The following is a 22,471-nucleotide window of genomic DNA, read 5'->3' as shown; positions in this document are numbered from 1 at the left end:
AAGAAATTTGATAACGCTTAAAGGCGAGTCTTAATACTGCCAACCCAAGCTAAAGCCCGTCACCCATTCTTTATCACTAAAGTTATCGGGCTGAGCTAAAGGGTAACCGGCAAATAAGTCATAGCTGGTTCTAATCGGCGTGACATAGCCTTTAATCCCAACGACCCCGCCAACCAAGTGATTACCGAGCAGTAGATCATCTTGCGCAGCATTGTCGAGCTTCACATAACCGGCATCAATACCGGCATAAACCGCATGCGGCTTATCTCCTAGATAGGCACTGAGCTCTTGTCTTAGCAAAGCACCATGATCGCCACTTAAGCTACGCTCACCATCAAAGCCTCGTACGCTATAGCGGCCACCAATGCTAAAGCGCTCATTTGGTGTCAATGCCTCTGTCCCATATTGCCCTTTAAACGCTGCATGGTAATTGAGCGCTTTATCAGCAAGCTTGATAGGTTGATTGACATCAATGTTGGTTTTGATGATACCGGCACGCGCACTGCCTTCATTAAACAAGGCTTCAGGCGGACTAATAGCATTAAAGGCAGCCGTACCACGCTGATAGATCACATCACCTATCCATTGGGTTTGACCAATGATGGTCTCGTAACCAATACCTGCTTTATATCCTGCCGTGCGACGGCGCTGCACTTCAACTTCGGTATCATCGATATAGTTGTTTTGCTGCTTGGCATAACCGCCTGCTTTTAGATAGGTTTTACTGTGATTGTCACGGTGGACCAAATGGCTAACTAACGCTTCCGTGTTATAAGACTCACCACTATAAACATAATCTTGATTGGCACCGGCAACCGTCTGATCATAGTTATAGCCGCTGTGCGTGAGTATCAGTTGAGTATTATCAATGGGCAATACATACCCAACGTTATAGCCCCAACTGCCATCATTCTTATCATTACCGCCATCAAGATCATGGTTATAAGACAGATATAACAAATCGTTGTGCCAAGTTGGGTTGTCTAGTGACAGAGTCACATTACCTTGATAGACGCCCGTGCTCTCTTGACCTGAATCATCAACAGAGGCAGATAAGCGCCAGCGCTTGTCTTGCTGCCACTTGACTTGAATATCACTGTAACCCGGCGTGCTCATACGGCTACTTGGCGCAATGGAGAAATCTGCATCGGCCGTAGGAACACGCTTAAAATTCTCAAGCGCTTGTTCAATATCACGAACGTTTAATAAGTCACCGGAGCGCATTGGCATGGCAGGTGCGAAGTTGGCAGGGTTGCCCCCACTATTGAGGCGGCTATCGACATAAATAGGACGACTGGCTTTAATGTCGACCGCCGTTATCTGATCGATACGTCCAGGAATGAGGGTGAGGAACAGATTGCCAGATTTTAGATTTTGGTTTTGTACCAAGACGCGAGTGGTCACGTAGCCTTTTTCAATAATAAGGTTTTGAACGTTGGTGACTAGTCTGTTGATATCATTGACGGATAAACAGCTGCCAAGTAAGGAGGACTTACCCATCGTATAGGGCGTCAGTGCAAAACTGAATCGCTCGCTCAGCTCGCCGGTTAGATAGATATGATTGATATCAAAACAAGGGAGAGAGGCTGGGTCAGTATCCTGAGAAGCAGAAGGTGTGATAGAGGATGAAGGCGCAGGTTTGAAGACGTTGGTATCGATCGTGACATTGGGATTAACGAGCTGTTGCTGCTTTAAAGCTTCGCTACGCTGCTCTTGGTATTGCTCAGGCGTGATAGCCTGAGTAGCCATGCTCATCAAAATACTTGTCACACTGATCGATAAAAACCGCCACCCATGTCCTGCTCTATTCTGACCAAAAATACTTGTATACATAAGTCCACCATTTTTATAGTGGCAAAATTATGCTATTGATAGCAGCTCATTGCAAGCTTTTTTGCATTGTCTATTAATATCAACTTCATTATTTTTAATATACTTTTAATTGCTTACTTTGTATTAAATGGATACTTCTTTATAGGAATAAGCTTATCTATATAAGGCTTGTTCCTATAAAGATTTATGCCGCGGATAAGTATTTAAATTGAGCAGTTTAGATATCAATTGCTATAACGTAGATTTTTGATTTGATTTATATTTGCTAAGCTTCCATAGTTTAATGTCAGGCTTTGAAAGCTCAGGTAACGCCTCGTTTGGCTACATACGCGTGCAAGCGGGATGTAGATAATATCATTATGTTCGAACCATCGGTAAACACCATTCGTGATTAATAGTGAATCTACCTTGAAATATAGCCAAACAAGTCTTAAAACTCAACACTAACTAACAATGCTAAGGCTCCAATAATATATAGCTCTAATTACTGCCATTTTTCTTATTAACAGTGGACTTGCACTGCTTGTTTATCGTATCACGCTCTATATCTAACAAATTCGCAAAATCAATTTGACGCAAGTAACTTTTCCCACCATAAAAAAACCCGCTCCAGATGTCACTCTTATACTCTTTGCTAAGCACCCGTAATTGAGGCTCCATCGCTCCAGGCTTTTTTAAGGATAAAATTGATATAGATCTAATAAAATCCATATAGATAAAATCTATAATATCTTGTTCAAACTCAGCCTTGCTACTTTTTTTAGATTGACTATAACTGTGAAACAACGTGTTCTCAGTATTTATGTTATTGATATCAAATATAGGATTAAAGCAGCCTCCTATTATAGGATAAGCATTTGTCCCTGATCCTTGGCTAATCATTGATATATAATTGATTGGCAGTCCTCTATGAGGCTGGGGTCTCACAGTCATATCGGCTAAAAAATCCTGTTGGTCACCAAATAAATAGGCTTCATTAATAATTTTAGGGGCTGTAGTAGATAAGAATTAAATATCACACCATTTTCTCAGAGTTTTAAGCTGATTAGATGGTGACCCATAGTTGAATCTAAACTCACACTCTTTTAAAAACAAATGGAAGTTCTTCTTATCAATTCCATTATATTTTCTGAGTGTTCGTTTAGACTGGTTCCAAAAGTTCTCAATGCCGTTGATGTGATTGCTTTTACCGCAAGTGAACTCTTTAGAGTGATTGACTCTGAAATGTTTAAACTCGCTCACATCCAATGCATTGTAACTCCGATAGCTATCCGTATAAATAAAGCTGTCAGGCTTGATTTTACGCTTGATAACAGGCATTAGAGTCGTCTGTTTGGTGTCTGCTACGACAATGGTATAAACCTTGCCATTTCGTTTTAAGATACCAAATACGGCTGTTTTACCAGCAGCCCCGCGACCTCTTTTGCCTTTGCGTACACCGCCAAAGTAACTTTCATCTAATTCGACTTCACCATCAAAAAGCTCATCGGCTTGTAATGAGAGATAGTGATCTATCACAAGTCTGATTTTATGATAAAAAAGTGCCGCAGTGTTAGGCTGAATATCAAGCAAATCTGCGGCTGTTCTAGCAGTCACTTCAGCCGTGAAAAACTCTAAAAGTCGTCGCTGTACTTTTTTACTTAGTTTACAACGGGTTATCTTCATAAAAGTAGTCTAGCATAGTGCTTATCTACTACAGCCCCTACAAAGAGTACGAGCAAGAGGTTTATGGCATTTGTCTCATCGATTGATTCGTAAGATTCTGTCACATAATTTGTGCTTTGTGCTCAACAAAAAACTTGGTAACCCGCCACTTCAGTTTAAATTGCTTGTTTCAAGTTAAGAGTGGGGTATATAACAATAAAAATAAGAGTGTTATAGCTCTCATTTTTGACTTAGAATAAGGTGTGTATGATGTTAGACATTACATCATATTTTTTATTTTGAACTCTCAATCATTCGTAGTAATTTATGTCCGACCTTGTGCATTATTTTTCACAAAATAAATTTTGTGTTTTGATCGAATATCTAACATCTATACCAAATAAGTTTGCTGTCAAAACTATGCTTACAGATTTTCCAGCATTGATGACTTTAGCAGATCGAGTACATTCAGATCAGGATATGAGTCCACTTGATGCAAGTTTTTTTTATCCAGCAGGAATTGATAAAGTATTGCACTTTGCAGGTAAAGATAGAGATATACAGGATTTTTACAAATTTTTAGATCAAGCAAATTCTGCCAATATTCAAAACTTACTTTTACTGACTGGTGATAAATTAAAAAATCATGTTGATGAAGACTCGTATCTGAAGCGTACACGTTATTTAGAGTCTGTAAATGCAGTAATGACTGCCAAACAACATGGTGGATTTAATATCGGAGTCGCATTCAATCCATTTAAATATAATGAAGCTGAACATGATGCTCAATATTTTAAACTTCATAAAAAAATACATGCTGGTGCAGATTTTATCATCACACAATTAGGCTATGACATTGACGCCTTAAAGCATTGCAAGAAAATTATGCATGAAAATGGCTATACACAAAAAATTTTAGCCTGTGTCATGCCACTAAGTCTGGGACGTGCGAACTTTATGTTAAAACATAAAGTTGCTGGAATTGTTATTACTCCGCATATGGTAAAAGTATTAGAAGATGAGAAAAAATCTGGGAAAACTGAGTACGCTTATAGACGTTGTGCATTACAGGTTTTAATTTGTAAACAACTTGGTTTCGCAGGTATTCACCTATCTGCTTGCCATAATCCTGATGAACAATTGTTACTTGAACATTGGATTAATGCGTATCGTCATCTGGATTTAAATGCACTTGAATTATTATGGAATTCATTATGGCAAGTTAAAACAGGAAAAGAATTTATACCTGATTTTTCATATTCTTCGAAACAACCGTCAATAGGACAATTAATCAAATATCATCATTTACACATGATGCATAACACATTCTTTGATGCAAAACCTGCTAGAGCATTTGGTCGCTTTATTTTTAAAGCTTCTTTTTGGGAAAAACAGTCTACTACCAAAGCTTTGTTAAAAACAGAATGGCTAAGTAAGCATGCTGTTTTAGGTTGTGAGAGTTGTGGGCAATGTCGTTTGGGAGAAACAATATATATTTGTCCAGAAACCTGCCCCAAAGGTTTGGCCAATGGTCCATGTGGTGGAACCACATTGGATTACTGTGAGTTCGGTGATCGAGAATGTATTCATTCAGTCAAAGCTAGGCTTGCTAAAGTTGTGGGACAAACGCATATTTTAAAAGAAAAACTGATTCCAACAGTTCCTATTACAATACGTGGAACTAGCTCTTGGAAAAACTGGTATTTAAAGACAAAAGCTTAACTTTTTTCATCCATCGCATTTGAATAAAACTTCACACCAAGTTTAATTCGCTCACGATCATTTTTCATCCGCCATCTATTGGTATCTCTTAGTGAATAGACACACCCACAATATTCTTGCTGATAGAATTCTTCTTTCTTACTAATTTCAAGCATGCGAACAGCACCGCCATGTTTGCGCCAATTGTAATCCCAATACGTAATGCCATCATAGTGAGATGCAGATCGATGACCACAATCATTGATCTGTTGCATATTTTTCCAACGTGAAATACCTAATGAACTGCTGATAAGGCTAAAGCCATTTTCCTTTGCATATAAAGCAGTACGTTCAAAACGCATATCAAAACACATGGTACAACGAATGCCTTTTTCAGGTTCATTTTCCATACCTTTGGCTCGTTCAAACCAATTATCTGTATCATAATCACAGTCAATAAAAGGTATATTGTGTTTCTTTGCAAAACGAATGTTTTCCTCTTTACGAATTTCATATTCTTTGATTGGGTGAATATTAGGGTTATAAAAAAATATAGAAAAATCTATTCCAGATTCAATTAGCGTTTCCATCACTTCTCCTGAACACGGGGCGCAGCAAGAATGTAATAAAAGTTTTTTATGATCATTGGGAAGAGTTAGTTTTTGACGTTGTAATTTGTTAGACATAGTCTTTTGATGTGAGAGTTAAACTCTATATTCTACTTAAACTAAATACTATCGGCAAGCTTGATTACTGGTCTTATGAGGATTATGGCGCTCTAGTTTTTGATAACGATAAACTGGTTAAAATACATGCAAATACTATCTAAAAGCGAAAGAGGACTCCACCCGACATTAGGGTAGAGGTGAATTTCGCCTAGTGTTTATTATATTTTTATACAAATTAGCTACTGTATGAAATCTAAATAATCCTTAGAGTTTATATTCTATCGAACAAAATTAGTTGCGGTAATGAAAATCAACAAAGCGTATAAGTTTAGGCTTGAGCCTAATGCAGAGCAGGAGATTATTCTAAATAATCTTGTCGGCTCTGCACGTTTTGTTTGGAATCAAATACTAGCGATCTCATTTGAGATGTTTGCCAAAAATGAATTTATTAATGCCACCAACTTGGTTAATAAAATCATGGATTTAAAGAACAATCCTGATTTTTCTTTCTTAAGAACCCATGCCAACGCCGTATCTTTACAACAAAAAGTACGTGATCTCGCCTCTGCTTGGTCACGATTTTTCGACCCTAAAGTTCATGCTAGGCTCAAAGCAAATGAAAAGAAGCTTCGAAAACCCAAGTTCTTTAAGCTAAGCGATGGCACAGAGATTCAACTACGACAACTGATGCCAAGATTTAAACGTAAATCCGATGGCTGCGACTCAATCAGGCTTGTTCAGTTTGATAAGTATTGCCGTATTGAAGGCAACCGCATCAAACTACCTAGCAGCATTGGCTTTGTGAAGTTTAGAAAATCGCAAGACATCATCGGCACCATCAAAAACGTCACCATCAGCAAGAAATCAGGGCACTGGTACGTGTCTTTTGGTATGGAGCGAGAACTGGATCAAAACCCAATTCACCCCTCTACAAGCGCCATAGGGATTGATTTGGGCATCACTAAACTGATTACTACCTCAGAAGGTCAGCACATCCAACCCAAAAACAGCTTTAAAGCCAATCAAATTAAACTGGCCGCATTACAGCGCCAATTAAGTAGAAAAGTCTTATTCAGTCAAAACTGGAAAAAGCAGAACCGTAAGATTCAAAAATTACACCATCACATCGCCAATATTCGCCATGACTACTTGCATAAACTCACCACCGCGATCAGCAAAAACCACGCCATGATTGCTTGTGAGGACTTAAAAGTAGCCAATATGTCGAAATCTGCCAGCGGTACGTTAGAAAACAAAGGGCGTAATGTCAAAGCCAAGTCAGGATTGAATAAATCCATTTTGGATCAAGGCTGGGGTATGATGGTTGATATGCTTGAGTACAAGCAGCACTGGACAGGCGGATTGCTTGTCAAAGTCAATCCGCAATATACCAGCCAAACCTGCTTTGAGTGCAAGCATATCGCCAAGGAAAATAGACGCACTCAAGCAAACTTTGAGTGCATCCAATGCGATCATAAAGCGAACGCAGATGTTAATGCAGCTAAAAATATTTTATCGGCAGGACATGCCGTTTTGTCTGCGGAGGGAGGATGCAGTAAAGGTCGCCCGTTGAAACAGAAAACTTGTGACATTCGTGAGAAAGTCGCCTAAGCGCTAACGCTTTTAGAATCCCCCACTTGAGCTTGGCGAAAGTGGCGGGAGTATGTCAATACTAGTCGTCAATAGTAGGTTAAACCCCACTGGAGCCACCCTTTAGGGTCTTCAAACATATTTATAGACCATCTAAAACAGCCTAGTATTAACGAACTACTTATAAAAAGCAGTGTAGCTTTACGTGTGAAGCTACACTGCTTTTTTCAACACTCGATAAACCATCGCCACTCCGACCCCACACGCTTTTGCTATCTCATCTTTTGTCAGATTATTTTGACTGGCTAATTGCTTAATACGATTGTGTTTTGCGAGGTTCGCCTTTTTACCTGTTGGCTTATAGCCGCTATTGGCTAAACCCTGCTTAATGCGCTCCCTACGCTTGTCATTATCAAGCTTTGCCATCGTTGCTAATAAATCTATGAGCATATCGTTAATCACTTTGAAAATGTCACCTGTCATACCCTCACTAACGGTATACGTGGTGGGTAAATCAGCGACGACCAATCGCAAGCCTTTATCTTTAATACGCTGCTTTAAGATAGCAAAGTCGTCTTGTGAGAGACGGCTGAGCCTATCGATGCTTTCAACTAATAATAGATCCCCTTGTTCAGCCTTATGAAGCAATTCTGTTAATGCAGGTCTATCGAGCTTTGTACCGCTGTAATGTTCAATGTAATCAACATAGCTGCCCTCATACTGCTGACTAAACAAAATCAGATCTGCCAATGCTCTTTTGGCGTCTTGATCTTTAGTACTGGCTCTCACATAAATTCGCAACGTCATAGTCATCAACTTATCTTTTAAAGTTATATTTTCAGGTTCAATGATAATATGAGCAGTTTATTATCTTTTAGCTATCACAAATAGTCTAATAATAGACCTACTATCACTTAGTGAGTTTATTATTAGAGAATAGGTTAACGATAGAAAATATGGTCGCTACTAAGCATAGGCTGTTAAGAGCTGCTCACTCTAATTGCAGACTGTCTCGATTAGCTGTATAATATAGACTGTAATCTATATATTGGTTTTTATATGTGGACTGTCATCACAACAGAGCTGTTCAACCAATGGTTTGATCAGCAAGATGAATCAACGCAAGAAAAAGTATTGGCAGCTTTGGTGGTTTTAGAACAGCAAGGTCCAAGCTTGGGTCGCCCTTTAGTAGATACGGTGTATGATTCAAAGTTTACCAACATGAAAGAGTTGCGTATTCAGCACAGAGGCAAGCCACTCAGAGCCTTTTTTGCCTTTGACCCAAAGCGGCAAGCGATTGTGCTGTGTATCGGTGATAAAGGTAATAAAAAGCGTTTTTATAAAGAAATGCTAGCCACTGCAGACCAGCAGTATGAGTGTCACCTCAGAACATTAGGAGATCCATAACATGACTAAGACACTACAAGAGATGTTAGCTGAGCGCTCTTTAGATAGCCGAGCTCGTATTCAACAACTGGCAGAGCAGTTGCTTTTAGAAAACCAGCTGTCTCGTATCCGTGAAGAATTAGAGATCTCTCAAAAAGAGCTGGCTCAAACCATGGGTATTAAGCAGCCTTCATTGTCTGCTATAGAAAATCGCGGCAATGATCTTAAAATATCGACCATGAAAAAATATGTTGAGGCCATGGGTGGTAAGCTTCGTATCGATGTTGAGCTCCCAACAGGGAAGCACATAGGCTTTAATGTGTAATAATGAATTCAAGTGATTCAAGCGCTAATAAGCCACCTTCTTATGGGTGGCTTTTTTATTACTAATAATAGGCTAATGTTATCAGGAAAGCACAGTAGCCAGTCCCTTAATTCAAGGGCCTATTATATATGATTCCATATTAACAGTCTGTTATAAGTGGTCTGTTAATAGGTTTTGGGGGCTTTTTAGGTGGTTCCGCTAGGGTATACCTTAATAAAAATAAAAACGCATCTTTTATCAAAAAAACAATCATGGTTCTTGCGATTTGATTTTTATCGTAAGGCTGTGTGATTAAAACCTCCCAAGTTTAACTGTACGGATTTGACGGCAGGGGTCATACGTAAGGCTGCTGCTTTTTTCGCCCAGGCGGAGCTCGACCGCTGACTAAAATCATGATTCAATTTATCGACGACAATAAACATCTTTATGGGGTCGAGCTGATCTGTCGAGTATTACCGATTGCCCCGTCAACTTATTATCGTGCTCAAGACTTAAGCGACAACCCACACAAGCGCTCACTACGCAGTCAGCATGACGACTTCTACCTCAGTAAAATTATACGCATCTGGCAGGACAGCAAATGCCGTTATGGTGCGCGTAAAGTCTGGCAGCAGATGAAAGCAGATGGATTACGCATTGCTCGTTGCACCGTAGAGCGTTTAATGAGCCAGCATGAGATGCAGGGCGTCTGGCGCGGTAAGGGTAAGATTACCACCAACAGCCGTGACGACCAGAAGCGTGCTGATGACTTGGTTAATCGTAACTTTAGCGCTCATCGCCCTAACCAGCTGTGGGTTGCAGATTTTACCTATATCAAGACGACAAGCGGCTGGGTATATACCGCTTTTATTATTGATGTGTTTGCTCGTGCCATTGTGGGCTGGAAAGTATCTAATCGCATGAACAGTGATATGGTGATGGCCGCGCTCAATCAAGCGATAACAGATAGGAATAATCCTAAAGAAGTGATTCATCATAGCGATCGCGGGGTTCAGTACTTATCCATTCGCTACACTTCTAGAATGACGGACTCTGGCATTATTGCCTCGGTCGGCACAACTGGCGATTCGTATGATAATGCATTGGCTGAAACGGTCAATGGCCTATATAAGTCTGAGGTGATTCATTATTTGAAAGAGAGCTGGACTGGCGTCAACGATGTTGAATTAGCAACCCTTGAATGGGTAGACTGGTTTAACAAGAAGCGTTTGCATAGCACGATTGGTTATGTGTCACCTTTTGAGTTTGAAAAGCAGTATTATGATAATTTAATCCTGTCAGGTGTTGCTGCCTGACTCAAGTAAATAAGCCTCCGATAAAGTCGGGGCGGTTCAGTTTTCTTATAAAAACAACCTTCTACTAGTTTCCCACAGTACATAAATACCGATAAGCAATAGTATAGTTCCTGAAACTCTACCGATTATATTTGCAACTCTATTACTGCTAACTTTTGAAAAAATAAAACAATAAATAGATAGTAAACTATAGTCTAATAATATCCATACTAGCGTAAGAATCAGCATAGATGAATATATATCGCTTGATACCTCTAAGAATAAGGGAAAAAAGGCAATAAAAAAAACAACATCCTTAGGATTAGAGATACCTATAAGAAATCCGTCTTTAAAATGGTTCTTCGTAACAAGACTTGAGCTTTCTTGTACAGTCTGCTTAATATCAATTTTGTCTTTTATAATAGTTATAGAAAAATATATAAGATAAAAGGCACCCAAAAAAGAGAGCCAGAGCATTGCGGTTTCGCTAACTGAAAACACTCCCTGAAGAATAATAAATGATATGGCTATTAAAACTAGAGATGCAATATTAGTCCCTGCTACTGTTGCTAATCCTGCTTTAAACCCACTTTTCACGCTTGCACTTACCACTAGTACAGTTACAGGTCCTGGAGTACCTAAAAATAATAGAATGGCTAAAAAATAGGCAACCAACAGAGAGTAATCAATCATTTATTAATACCTTTTTATAGGAAGTATCTTTAGATACCATTTGACTAAAGTGGCCTGCAGTAATGCCGGTAGCATTATACTTTGGCAACACTCTTATTGAAGGCGTCTTGATGTATAAAGTCACTACTTAAATAAAATTGAATCAGATGAAAAATACACCACGCAGCATTCATTTTGGTTAGTCATAGTCATCATCTCTCTATAATCGTTTAAGGTAGGTACTTAACGAGGTATGCTGAGACTGTCTCAACAATCTTAATCATTTATTTGATTAGCCAACAGCTAAATTCCAACTCCCTGCTTGGGAGGCGCACCCGTTTGATCAGATCAGTAAGTAACATATAAAAAAATGAATGTTGATATCAGCAATGGTATTAGATTAACAGATCCCTTTAAGTCAGCTGCTTTGCTTTATCAGCCACGCGCATATCAAAACCACAATCAGAGCGTTTGTTCTTATCTGCCAACGTTAAGTCAGATTGTGGCAGCGGCTTATTTGAAAAGTTTGGTCTTATGCCGTGGGTTAACTTATTGAAATCACTGTCGCTCATATCTGTTGCGGCAAGTGATTGGTCTAATCCGCTCGTGGCTGTATTAAGATGATTGTCCTCTGATGCGCTCTTAGCTGTACTCGTACTGTATAGCGCATCACAAGACATCAAACTTAACCCAAGTATCATTAAACCTGTTACTTTATATAGAACATTCATTGCAGCTCCTTATTTTATATAGCTTACGTTTTCACAGTCTGTCGTTAAATATGGGGCGTTATATCCACTGCCTAAACCAAAACTTAACCTTTTCCCAAAATGATATTTGAGGATGGCTGTCTTGTTTGGATGTACTATGAGTATTAACTGAATCGGTACTATTACTCAACCCCCTTTTATCAGCGCCGCTAGGGAACGCAGCGTTCAGCTTATTGCAGGTAGGATATTTGGCTTGCAGCTTCTGTAAATAATATTCCTGATCCTCTCCTATAAACCCATCTAATATGCCGATACCATCGTGGCTATCATGGCGACAACTGCCGTTTTCTCGGTTCCATGCTAAAAAAGACACTAAAGGTTTGCCAATTATTAATTTATCATCTTTACAGCTTAGGGTTGCTATTGATACTACCGTATAATCTTTTGGTTTACCGCCATCTTGGTTATACGCCAGCCCAATAACCAAGTCATTTGGCTCGATACCCTTCAACTCAAAATCACTTTGCCAATGTTCAGGCTTAGAGTAAAAAAACCACATTCTAAGGGTACGAAAGACAAAGCGTGGATTGCTAAATTGCAAGTCGAAGCCTTTTTGCTGATCATCTATTAGTGTGGGCTGCGATGATTGCAAACGAGCAATAAATACATCGTTATCCGAGTGCGGCATACAAGCCCAGACAGTTTGCATGGTCAAAAATAGTATGATCAAAATAGGCATGCGATATAAAAAACGCATTTTATAATCCTTCTTTCACAAATCAGCTTACTAGAGTTTTATTTGGTACGAATAATGAATCGATAAACATCACCACATAGTTTCCAAAAAAACCAAATCAATACAGCAGCACACGAACCAAAGCCAAGAACAATAATGCTTATTCTAATACCGCCATCCAGATTACCATTCCAAATATGCGGCGCAATAGGTGGCCCCATCGTGGCAGCAAAGGCCAAGAAAAACCCTAACATTACTATCAAGCCTGTAATGGTAAGACGTATCACTATCACTAATATTTTATCAGCCCAGCTATCTTCCTTTTTATGTTTTAAAAAATCAAACATGACTATCCTTTTGATTAGCTACTTAACTCTATATCTATTGCCTCCAATTAAGGCTTATTCACCTGACCCAAAAATAATATTGCACCAGTTTTATTGTCTTTAATCATAAACATAAATGGATGATCGGCTTTAAATTCGGCAGGATAAGACATACCAGTATACATACCTACAATAGCCGTCGCTGCCGCCGCTTCGGTCCCTTTTTCATCGACGGTGACCACCGCTTGATGATAGACCTCATCCAGCTTTATCGGTGGGCCATCAGCATATAAGTTAAATTCAGCCCCATTATTAAACGCTTTTGGCATACCCATATCAGCGAGCAACGTTTTCATCTGATAACGCGCATCTAACTTAAACTTTGGCAGTTGAAGGTCCACCTCTTGTCTTACTAAGCCTGAACGCCATTGCTTAATCTTAGTTGCATTTAAACTCTTAGCTAATTGCTGCATAGCAAGTTTATGATTGAATTTGGGTAACACTACGAGCATAGATAGGTCATCACCTTTATAAGGCAATTGCACGACCTGTATATGTTTGTCCTCATAATAGTCAAAATAAGACTGTTGCTCCATCATCTGGACGGTAGAGGTTCTGCCGATAGCATTATAAAAAGGCTGGGCACTGGTTCTTTCAGCCATAAAAGGCAGGGTCCAATCGCCCTTGAAATAGACGGCGTTGGTTAGTACCACAGCAGTATCAGATTTAATGCTACCCTTGGGTAATAATTCAGGAATCAACTGTTTGGTTTTATCAGCTATCTTTTTATTAATGGTCTGACGCGCAGGATCAGGACTGCCTTCAAAATCAAGAGCGGTCACTTGGCCGCTGTAATAATGTTGTACTGTATCCAAGTAGTTTTGGTTGGGACGCAACCCTTGTTGCATCCATAAATCATTGGCCGTGGCAAGCTTGTAGTCGGGATTGAGCTTATTAAATTGATTGTAGAGCGCAGCGCTATTAGGGTTAAGAACATCCATTGAGGGATAATGAAAGGTCTTCTGAATTTGCGCTTTTGTTTCCCCTTCCGCTGCGGCATAGAGCATTGCCATCGCAGTAGATAAGCTATAGGGTGAGAAAAATACGTTCTCATCTACTTGCTCAGATTTGCCGTTTATCTGCTGATACATATCAATGGCGAATTGATTGTTGGCAGTGACGACTTCAGCAATACCCTCTGGTATTGAGGTCAAAGCCTTTACCTCAATCGGAAGCGCTTGATGGTTAATAGTTGGCTGATTATGAGGAATGGTATCTGTTACAGCACCCGTTCTATTATTTCTTATAGTACTGTCACAGCCACTGACTACGAATAATAGGCTACTAATCGTTAATGCACTTATGAAGCGGCTATGCCATAGTTTTTTGGAGAAAAGATAAGAGTTATTTTTCATAACTGGTTCACTAATGATATAGAGTTAAGATGATGCCATTCTAGTATCATCTCTATACAATAGTTTAGCGTACTTTGGTAAATATAATATACATAAGATAGAAAGTTTAAAATGAGCTATATTTTTAACAGTATAAAATTAGGGAAGAACAGTTATTTTTTTCAGCTAAATCAGCTATTTTCATGCTCGTTTGTAGAAATTCTGAATAGTTGAATCCCTCTGAACTAATAGAAAAAACTCTCTTGTTTACGTTAAAATCAAGATTGTAAATCTCTTTATTTTCAACGCTTTTTAGATTTTGAAGAGTAGCAAGATGACCTGCTAAATAAAAATTCAATGATTCTATATATATGTGAAGAGAATAATTATTTTCAGGGGTTAAATATATCTCATTTATCTCAAATCGTTTCCCATCATTATTTTCATAATATCTAAAAATAGAATTAAACTTACCTTTATTCAGAGCCCCTGAGTAATCAGCCCCTACAAGCTTCAAGTCATTACCAAGTAATGCTTCTATATCAGTAGGAATAAAACTTAGTTTTTTTAATATATTTTTTAAGCCATTATTTTTTTCCAAAGCAACTTTCAAGTCGCCAGCTTTAGTAAATTCATGAGTAATATTTCCTCCACTATAGCTACCATATTTATTTAAATTTTCAAAGTCCCGTTTCAAACTATTAATTTCAAATTCTGGCAAACCACTATCCGCTACTTTCATGTATTTAACATTACTATCGACATTATCGCTGGATTGAACTAAGTTTTCAGCATCATTAGTAGTTATAGGTAATGCTCCTGTTAATTGGACTTTAGATTTATCTGAAAAAGCTGCATTACCTGCAATCGCTGTGTTTGTGGCTACGTTATCAGTAGGCTTAATTTCTTTCGTGGTACTGTCACAGCCACTGACTACAAATAATATGCTACTGATAGCTAAGGCACTTATAACAGAATTAATATGTGTTTTTTTAAGACAACAATACTTTTTATTCTTCATATTGGGCTCAAAAATAAATTAGGATTATAAGAATATTCAAGGCTGAGTAGTGACTGTAATAGCCACTATCTCGGCTACTGTATAGGGAACTGGACAGATATATATTTGGCGGTTTCAAAACAACTGATTTACTCTGTATTCATCCTCCCAGTTGTTTTGTATTAACGTTTTCAGCTCCTTTTCACTTTGGAATGTGCTGAAGTCCCCCTATGGCAGGATAGTTGTCACCCCTAAAAAAACAATCCAAATGGGGGCATCAAGGACTAATTATGCCACGCTACAGTGAAGACCGTAAAAAAGCCATACTCAGCAAACTACTACCACCCTTCAGCCTAACCGTTGCCGAAGTCTCAAGAAATGAAGGCATCGGCCTACAAACTTTGTATAATTGGCGTCATCAAGCTAGAGAACAAGGACAGCCCATGCCTGGAAACAAGACAACCCCTGATGACTGGACAAGCGAGACCAAACTTGCCACCATCATCGAAACCAGTGGACTATCTGAAACAGAGCTTAGCGAATACTGCCGCCGTAAAGGACTCTATATTGAACAAATAAAAGTATGGCGTGCTAATGCCCTCCAAGGCTTCAATAGTAGCAAACAACAAAGCCTTAAATACAAACGTCAGCAGCAGACGGACAAAAAACACATCAAACAGCTACAACGCGAACTTAATCGCAAAGACAAAGCCTTAGCTGAAACTGCCGCCTTATTAGTACTGCGAAAAAAGTTGGAAGCGTTTTGGGAGACCGACAACGAGGACGACTGACCCTACTGCCCAAGCGCAAACAATACCTGTCGTGGATACAAGACGCGAATCAGTCAGGTGCCAGATTTACCCTTGCCTGTATTGAGGTGGGCATCAGCGTGCGTACCTATCGGCGCTGGTATCGTAACGGTCAAGTGACTGCTGACAAGCGGCCTGATGCCGTGCGCCAAGCCCCGAGGAATAAACTGACACCGACTGAGAAAGCTGCCATTATAGCCGTCTGCAATCAGCCGCGCTTTGCCAGTCTACCGCCCACCCAAATCGTACCAACCCTCCTTGATGAGGGGATATACTATGGCTCTGAATCCACTTTTTATCGGATATTAAAGCAGCATAATCAACTCAATCATCGTGGTCGAGCTCTGGCACCTCGCGTATCTAAAGCACCAAAGACCTTCACAGCGACGGGTCCTTGCCAGGTATTTTGCTGGGACATCACTTATTTGCCAAGCCCGGTTCGCGGGCAGTTTTATTATCTGTATATGATAGAGGATGTCTATAGCCGTAAGATTGTCGGTTGGGAAGTGCATGATTGTGAGTCAGGAGAGCTTGCAGCCGAGCTGCTACAGCGTACGTTAATCAGTGAAAATGCGCTACACACGGGCGTGGTATTACACTCAGACAATGGGGCACCGATGAAAGAAAGCACAAACCATGCGCATGAAAGCGTATGAGCTTGGCGTTGTGACGTCATATAGCAGACCAAGAGTCAGTAATGATAATCCTTTTGCAGAGTCGCTCTTTAAAACTTGCAAGTATCGCTCTAATTGGCCAACTGAAGGCTTCAAGAGTTTGGATGCAGCAAGACGGTGGGTACTGACGTTCACGCGCTGGTATAACCATGAGCATAAGCACAGTCAGCTTAACTTTGTGACGCCCAATCAGCGCCATACGGGTGAGGATAAGAAAATACTGGCGAAGCGTCTGCTAACGATGCAGCATGCTAAAGCTCAAAACCCACTACGTTGGGGTAGTCAAAAGGTTAGAAACTGCGAGCCTGTGGGACCGACAACACTCAACCCTGTAAAAGAGCACAAACAGCCAATATTACAAGCCGCTTAATTTGGCTTGATAGTGACAACTAGCTTGATAAACTCCGAAGTAAATGGTTTAGTTGCGCTAAAAACATTAAAAAAATGTCATTTTTGTTAAGTTCATGAATAAAAAATAAAATAAATTAGAATAATAATATAATAAAGTCTTTTATATCAAAGGTATTATATGATATTTTTATCATGAACCTAATTTCAGATAAATATAAGTTAAATGGTTTTAGAGGAAGAAACGGATTTTCCTAAAAACTGTGTAACTGCTTATAATTTACTAACAGGAGAATAAGCAATGACTAACCAAACTGACCTTAAGAACTGGCTGAGCAAATACAAAATTTCTTGAACCAACCATACGTTTTATATAGTGCATATTATATATAAAAATTATTTTCCCTTATAAGGCTTACAATATATATCTTATATAATTACTACTAGATATAACGCTTAGGTGACTTAGAAGGCGCTTTGTATCTTGCTGCACGCGCTATGGCCCTTCATCACCGCTTACTTTATTATAAGATAAGTGTTTATGTTCAAGGTTGGGATGTAGCTAAAGATTTTATTAAAGTATTTAGAAGTATTTAAATCCAAAGTAACGCTATGAATTACCGAAAAACGATTTTGAGACAGCCAAACGTGCCAGCCTAAACGATTTGCTAATCGTGTTAATCTGCTCTAGGAGCCTTGTTAGTCCGGTTTAGTTGTAGGTATCACCCTAAACGTAAAACAGCTACTATAAGCGGCTGTTTTTTAATGCTGGCGGGTATGATCGTTATTCCTCCATGCGCTGCTTTCTGAGATAACCGATGTATTCATCACAGAATTCATCGGCGGCTTTATTGGCAAAATTGGACGGGTCATCATCAATTCGTCGATCAACATGGAAATTTGCGCTATTAGCGAAGACCCGCGAACCCTCGTCTAATCGATGACAGATGAAAAACTCATCAGTTTTAAAGTCGAGCGCTATCAAGCGGCTTTGATCCTCAATTTGAGCACTACCACTCACCACGTTACCGCTTAGGTCTAAAACTGCATTTTCACTCATAATTAGTTCAAGCTCATGACTGCCCGCCACGTTGATTTTAGCCACAGTGTCATCAGACAAACAAAGTAAGTCCCGATCATTAACGCTCTTTGAAGTAGATGTCATACTAAGCTCAACGAAACATGAACCCCGGGTTACAACGCTTGATAGTTTTTTAAGGTTTATATGCACTGGAATATTTTCTGTTAACGGCTCTTTCTTTTTTATATAAATGCCGGTAATCACTCTTTTTTTGCCTGTGCCACTCCAAAACATTTGTATGTAATAGGTATTACATACCTCATAAAGCTCTTCTAGCGTACCGATGAACCTTGCATTTTTCTCTTTTGGCTTGGACTCTACGTTTATTTGTCCGTTAAACAAACCTATTGAAGTGACTTCTGATAGGTCAATTAAGGCCAGTCGGTCAGTATTAAAGCCGCCGCTGATATATGTTAGCCAATAACAAGCGTAGTACACCATAATATTGACCACATCTCGTTTATATTCCTCTTTTAGCTGACCTGCATTGATATATTCATTGGCTTCTTCAGGCCATATTTGATCACTAAGCGTTGTTAGTCGTGCAGCTGGATCGTCAAACTGTGTTATTAACGCCAGTAAGATATCGTCAGAATGAGTATCCAAATAAGCGTTTAGAGCGGGCATGTTGTTATCACTAAGCTCTTTTATCCCATTCAATATTTTGGTTGCGGCTAACAAATCAGAGCCATCATCTTCATCAATTTCAACCTGATTGCCAAGACTATTAGCAAATATCATAGGCCAAACAACATTTGTGAGCTCAACAAGTGCGTCAAACCCGCCTACCAGCTCAAAAGTGGCATCGATAAGCGGTTTACTCCAGCCCTTACTCGCCAGCAATGCGATCAGCTTTTCTTTGTTATGGTGCATGTTGCGCTCCCTATTTTAAGTATATGGTATAAATCAGAACTTCTTAGCGACAAACTAAGAGGTGTAGAACGTATTAACTGATATTTCTTCTTCGGTTGCATAGCCATTTATTTCAACGCCGCCAGTGATATTTAACTGAACTATAGTAGCAAGCTCCAATTCTACAGTTTGCTTAAGCAAGCTATTGTCAAAGTCTTTAAAGTCAATGAAACTGACTTCAATGTTATCTATGGTAAAGTAAAACGAAACGTCTTTGCTATCTGTAATATAGTTTTCTAAAAAAGTAAGAGGGTTTTCATCAGTGGAAGCCTAGATACAAACATTAGCGATGTAGTATTTTTTATGATTGGTCATATCGCTATATCCTTTGTGGTTTATGCGGCTGGTATGATTGACTTATTGCCTAATCATTAATAGCTAATATTATATAACCAAACGTAATTTTGAAGGATTTTTTATACATACCTACTTATATGTTTATCTACTCAAAAACCCCATTCACCGCGTTACTAGGTCTTTGTCTTTTATGAGGTAGCTCGCCCATGTTTTTAGATCAGCGACGTCGATTTACATTCTAAGCGACTTTAGGGGATGTTTGGTGTAATGGGTAATATGTAGTATAAAAGGCTCAAATCTCGCTAATCTATTTCTATTGGCATAAACCGGCTTACAGTACCAAAGGATAAAACGGGTGAAAATATAGGTGGCTCTTATCTTGCCAGCCTGTACTTTGTATAAGCTGACATGACATGATGACAGCAACTAACTGCCCAGGAATAACTAAGGTTTACTGTTCGTTTGCGAATGCTACGTAGCGTCCACATTTTCATTAATACCTACTTCTGCGATAGGTGATATTCTAAGTATTAAATTTACTAATAACTCGTCCTTACTAGGTGCGCGTTCAAGCCACGGATCATGAATATGAAGTCCGTTCTTCTTAATTAAAGCCAACTTTAAGGCCTGGTCATCAGTGAATGCTGCCACCTTACAGTCAAAGCAATAATAATGAAAGTTGCGCGCCCGGTGGCAAATATTATGATCTTCCGTTTGAGCAATTAATTGTGCTGCAGTAAACTGTTTAGGCATCTTGTGCTTCACACTTTGATTTATCCTCTTGTAGAGTTTTGTGCCGCTATACATTGGATATGAACTGCAAATTTCTCTTAGCTGCGGTACTGCACCATCTAATCTATCAACCCCACGAAAGAAGACTCCACCCTACATTAGGGTTGAGGTGAATTTCGCATATCCTAATTTTTAACACAGACGCTTCACTAAAATCACTAATATATTGATAAAATAATTAACTATTGCAATATTTATTAACTCACAACGAGCATTCCATGAAAATCAATAAAGCGTATAAATTTAGGCTTGAGCCTAACGTAGAGCAACATGTTATTTTAAATAACCTTGTTGGTTCTGCACGTTTTGTTTGGAATCAAATGCTTGCGGTATCGTTTGAGATGTTTGCTAAGAATAAGTTTATTAATGCAACCAATTTGGTTAATAAAATCATGGATATTAAAGCAAATCCTGAGTTTGCATTCTTAAAAGCAAGCTCTAACGCGGTGTCTCTACAACAAAAGATTCGTGATCTCGCTTCTGCTTGGTCACGTTTTTTTGACCCTAAAGTTCATGCAAGGCTGAAAGAGAGTAAGAAAAAACCTAAAAAGCCTAAGTTCTTCAAGCTTGCTGATGGCACAGAAATCCAATTACGCCCGCTTATGCCGCGCTTCAAGCGCAAATCAGATGGGTGTGATTCAATACGCTTGGTACAGTTTGATAAATATTGCCGTGTTGAAGGCAATCGTGTCAAACTACCGAATGGTATTGGTTTGGTGAAGTTTAGAAAATCACAAGAGATTATCGGCACCATCAAAAACGTTACCATCAGCAAGAAATCAGAGCATTGGTACGTGTCGTTTGGCACTGAGCGAGAGTTGGAGGAGAACCCAATTCATCCTTCTGCAAGCGCCATTGGTATTGATTTAGGTATTAACAAACTCATTAGCACCTCAGATGGTCAGTACGTCAAGCCAAAAAATAGCTTTAAAACCAATCAAGTCAAGCTGGCTAAATTACAGCGTCAATTAAGTCGTAAGGTTTTATTTAGTAATAACTAAAAAAAGCGAAACCTTAAAATCCAAAAGCTTCACCATCACATCGCTAACATTCGCCATGACTACTTGCATAAAATCAGCACTGACATCAGCAAAAACCACGCCATGATTGTCTGTGAGGATTTAAAAGTAGTTAATATGTCGAAATCTGCAAGCGGGACTCTTGAAAATAAAGGTCGCAATGTCAAAGCCAAGTCAGGATTGAACAAATCAATTCTTGATCAAGGATGTGGCATGATGATTGATATGATGAATTATAAGCAGCAATGGTGCGGCGGCTTACTCATCAAGGTAGATCCAGACCCGCGTTATACAAGCCGAACTTGCTTTAAATGCAAGCATGTTGCGAAAGGAAAATAGACACACCAAAGCAAAATTTGAGTGCGTTGAATGTGGCCATCAAGAAAATGCTGATATCAACGCAGTTAAAAATATTTTATCGGCAGGACATGCCGTTTTGTCTGTGGAGGGAGGATGCAGTAAAAGCCGCCCAATGAAACAGAAAACTTGTGATGGTCGTGAGAAAGTCACCTAAGAGCGTTTGCTTTTAGAATCCCACATTTGAGCTTGTCGAAAGTGGCGGGAGTATGTCAACAAACTCCTTTGATTATTTGTGCTGACTGACCTTATGTCTGATCAATACAGATATCAAAGTATTTCCAAACGTAACTATAAATATTTTTTGAACGTATATACTTATATGTGTATCTACTTAAATACTCACACTACGCTTCACTATGCCATTGTTATCTATGTCATAACTAACCTATATTTTTAGATGGCAGCCAGAATTAAAGCCAAAAAAACCTCTACCTAAAAATATTCATTAAGGTAGAGGACCGGAGAATTTTAGATTAAGGCTGTTTTGAGCTTTGTAACTTGAGCAATAGTACATCTGTTTTTAACTTCAAAATCTTGTGCTGTTTCTTTCTTGAATGCGAATACGTTCACACATATTTTTTCTGTCGTTGGCACGTTCTAAACCAGTCGCCAATACTATCATGGTTGTGCTTGGGTCAAACGCAATAAAGCGTGGTTTACTTGCCTTTGTATTGCTGAGTGATAACGTGTCTAAATGGCTTTAGAATTATGCTGCAATAGCGTGTAACTCCATGTAGCATGGCTACCAATGTATCCATCAAATCATTGTTGCTCAAAATATATTTAACCGAATTAGTGGTAATTTTATCTTGAAGTTTTTATCAAAAAGCGCCGTAAAACCATGTCACTTTTAGGGCGTGGATATCAGGCGTCAACCGTTGTCATCTAAGATTGAACACAGCTTGTTAACCAAGCTCATT

At 39.1% G+C, this 22,471-nt stretch carries 18 protein-coding genes, 4 pseudogenes and 1 other annotated feature; of the genes and pseudogenes, 9 read left to right on the top strand and 13 right to left on the bottom strand.

Features of this window, described 5'->3' with window-relative positions; genetic code table 11:
* Positions 1 to 30: 30 nt before the first annotated feature.
* From AC2FA3_RS13515 to AC2FA3_RS13505, 3 genes are all read right to left on the bottom strand, one after another.
* Positions 31 to 1,833, bottom strand: a complete 1,803-nt coding sequence (locus AC2FA3_RS13515; protein WP_490510030.1) for a ShlB/FhaC/HecB family hemolysin secretion/activation protein — start codon at positions 1,831 to 1,833, stop codon at positions 31 to 33.
* A 480-nt stretch (positions 1,834 to 2,313) separates the two neighbouring features.
* Positions 2,314 to 2,766 carry a hypothetical protein gene (locus AC2FA3_RS13510; RefSeq protein WP_490510029.1) on the bottom strand — a complete coding sequence of 151 codons (453 nt, stop codon included), beginning with the start codon at positions 2,764 to 2,766 and terminating at the stop codon, positions 2,314 to 2,316.
* A 75-nt stretch (positions 2,767 to 2,841) separates the two neighbouring features.
* Entirely contained in the window at positions 2,842 to 3,498 is a 657-nt protein-coding gene (locus AC2FA3_RS13505; protein WP_490510028.1) for an IS1595 family transposase, read from the bottom strand.
* Between the two features lie 37 nt (positions 3,499 to 3,535).
* On the opposite strand from AC2FA3_RS13505, the pseudogene AC2FA3_RS13500 reads away from it, so the two are divergent.
* Together AC2FA3_RS13500 and AC2FA3_RS13495 are read left to right on the top strand one after the other, a co-directional pair.
* Positions 3,536 to 3,676 (top strand): annotated as a pseudogene (locus AC2FA3_RS13500) (IS982-like element ISPsma1 family transposase); the annotation flags it as partial.
* A gap of 128 nt (positions 3,677 to 3,804) precedes the next feature.
* The gene (locus tag AC2FA3_RS13495) at positions 3,805 to 5,199 is read left to right on the top strand and encodes a methylenetetrahydrofolate reductase C-terminal domain-containing protein (RefSeq protein ID WP_490510027.1); all 1,395 of its coding nucleotides are present in this window, start codon (positions 3,805 to 3,807) and stop codon (positions 5,197 to 5,199) included.
* Here the strand turns inward: AC2FA3_RS13495 and AC2FA3_RS13490 are convergent.
* A complete protein-coding gene (locus AC2FA3_RS13490) occupies positions 5,196 to 5,864 on the bottom strand; it encodes an epoxyqueuosine reductase QueH (RefSeq protein WP_490510026.1) in 669 nt (222 codons plus the stop codon). The genes AC2FA3_RS13495 and AC2FA3_RS13490 overlap by 4 nt on opposite strands.
* Positions 5,865 to 6,149: 285 nt before the next feature.
* On the opposite strand from AC2FA3_RS13490, the gene AC2FA3_RS13485 reads away from it, so the two are divergent.
* Complete coding sequence (locus AC2FA3_RS13485) at positions 6,150 to 7,457, top strand: RNA-guided endonuclease InsQ/TnpB family protein (protein WP_490510025.1); 1,308 nt, start codon at positions 6,150 to 6,152, stop codon at positions 7,455 to 7,457.
* Positions 7,458 to 7,649: 192 nt separating this feature from the next.
* Here the strand turns inward: AC2FA3_RS13485 and AC2FA3_RS13480 are convergent, their stop codons facing one another.
* Positions 7,650 to 8,249: a recombinase family protein gene (locus tag AC2FA3_RS13480; RefSeq protein WP_490510024.1), complete on the bottom strand. Its 600-nt coding sequence runs from the start codon at positions 8,247 to 8,249 to the stop codon at positions 7,650 to 7,652.
* A gap of 246 nt (positions 8,250 to 8,495) precedes the next feature.
* On the opposite strand from AC2FA3_RS13480, the gene AC2FA3_RS13475 reads away from it, so the two are divergent.
* The 3 genes and pseudogenes from AC2FA3_RS13475 to AC2FA3_RS13465 all read left to right on the top strand — a co-directional run.
* Positions 8,496 to 8,843: a type II toxin-antitoxin system RelE/ParE family toxin gene (locus tag AC2FA3_RS13475; protein ID WP_290189212.1), complete on the top strand. Its 348-nt coding sequence runs from the start codon at positions 8,496 to 8,498 to the stop codon at positions 8,841 to 8,843.
* A gap of 1 nt (position 8,844) precedes the next feature.
* Positions 8,845 to 9,147 (top strand): helix-turn-helix domain-containing protein, encoded by a 303-nt coding sequence (locus tag AC2FA3_RS13470; RefSeq protein ID WP_475130157.1) that lies wholly within the window; start codon positions 8,845 to 8,847, stop codon positions 9,145 to 9,147.
* A gap of 350 nt (positions 9,148 to 9,497) precedes the next feature.
* Positions 9,498 to 9,614 (top strand) — a sequence feature (AL1L pseudoknot).
* A pseudogene (locus AC2FA3_RS13465) lies at positions 9,501 to 10,442 on the top strand (IS3 family transposase); the annotation flags it as partial. It overlaps the preceding feature by 114 nt.
* A gap of 45 nt (positions 10,443 to 10,487) precedes the next feature.
* Here AC2FA3_RS13465 and AC2FA3_RS13460 read toward each other — a convergent pair.
* From AC2FA3_RS13460 to AC2FA3_RS13435, 6 genes are all read right to left on the bottom strand, one after another.
* Positions 10,488 to 11,114 carry a LysE family translocator gene (locus AC2FA3_RS13460; RefSeq protein ID WP_490510023.1) on the bottom strand — a complete coding sequence of 209 codons (627 nt, stop codon included), beginning with the start codon at positions 11,112 to 11,114 and terminating at the stop codon, positions 10,488 to 10,490.
* A 392-nt stretch (positions 11,115 to 11,506) separates the two neighbouring features.
* The gene (locus AC2FA3_RS13455; RefSeq protein WP_490510022.1) at positions 11,507 to 11,824 is read right to left on the bottom strand and encodes a hypothetical protein; all 318 of its coding nucleotides are present in this window, start codon (positions 11,822 to 11,824) and stop codon (positions 11,507 to 11,509) included.
* 58 nt (positions 11,825 to 11,882) lie between these two features.
* Positions 11,883 to 12,560, bottom strand: coding sequence for a hypothetical protein (locus AC2FA3_RS13450; protein WP_490510021.1), 678 nt, complete (start codon positions 12,558 to 12,560; stop codon positions 11,883 to 11,885).
* 38 nt (positions 12,561 to 12,598) lie between these two features.
* Positions 12,599 to 12,886, bottom strand: coding sequence for a hypothetical protein (locus AC2FA3_RS13445; protein WP_193032394.1), 288 nt, complete (start codon positions 12,884 to 12,886; stop codon positions 12,599 to 12,601).
* 47 nt (positions 12,887 to 12,933) lie between these two features.
* Complete coding sequence (locus AC2FA3_RS13440; RefSeq protein WP_490510020.1) at positions 12,934 to 14,280, bottom strand: serpin family protein; 1,347 nt, start codon at positions 14,278 to 14,280, stop codon at positions 12,934 to 12,936.
* Positions 14,281 to 14,404: 124 nt separating this feature from the next.
* Entirely contained in the window at positions 14,405 to 15,280 is an 876-nt protein-coding gene (locus AC2FA3_RS13435; RefSeq protein WP_490510019.1) for a hypothetical protein, read from the bottom strand.
* Positions 15,281 to 15,549: 269 nt separating this feature from the next.
* On the opposite strand from AC2FA3_RS13435, the pseudogene AC2FA3_RS13430 reads away from it, so the two are divergent.
* Positions 15,550 to 17,112: pseudogene (locus AC2FA3_RS13430) on the top strand (IS3 family transposase).
* A 762-nt stretch (positions 17,113 to 17,874) separates the two neighbouring features.
* Here the strand turns inward: AC2FA3_RS13430 and AC2FA3_RS13425 are convergent.
* Together AC2FA3_RS13425 and AC2FA3_RS13420 are read right to left on the bottom strand one after the other, a co-directional pair.
* The gene (locus AC2FA3_RS13425) at positions 17,875 to 19,044 is read right to left on the bottom strand and encodes a hypothetical protein (RefSeq protein WP_490510017.1); all 1,170 of its coding nucleotides are present in this window, start codon (positions 19,042 to 19,044) and stop codon (positions 17,875 to 17,877) included.
* Between the two features lie 807 nt (positions 19,045 to 19,851).
* Positions 19,852 to 20,133, bottom strand: coding sequence for a hypothetical protein (locus AC2FA3_RS13420; protein ID WP_490510016.1), 282 nt, complete (start codon positions 20,131 to 20,133; stop codon positions 19,852 to 19,854).
* Between the two features lie 257 nt (positions 20,134 to 20,390).
* Here AC2FA3_RS13420 and AC2FA3_RS13415 point away from each other — a divergent pair.
* Together AC2FA3_RS13415 and AC2FA3_RS13410 are read left to right on the top strand one after the other, a co-directional pair.
* Positions 20,391 to 21,530, top strand: a pseudogene (locus AC2FA3_RS13415) (RNA-guided endonuclease InsQ/TnpB family protein).
* Positions 21,511 to 21,705: a zinc ribbon domain-containing protein gene (locus AC2FA3_RS13410; protein WP_490510015.1), complete on the top strand. Its 195-nt coding sequence runs from the start codon at positions 21,511 to 21,513 to the stop codon at positions 21,703 to 21,705. Before AC2FA3_RS13415 ends, AC2FA3_RS13410 begins: the two are co-directional and overlap by 20 nt.
* The last annotated feature ends 766 nt before the right edge of the window (positions 21,706 to 22,471 follow it).

It is taken from the genome of Janibacter sp. CoH_79_TC_3, assembly GCF_058197955.1.
This window is presented reverse-complemented; position numbering and strand designations above follow the sequence as displayed.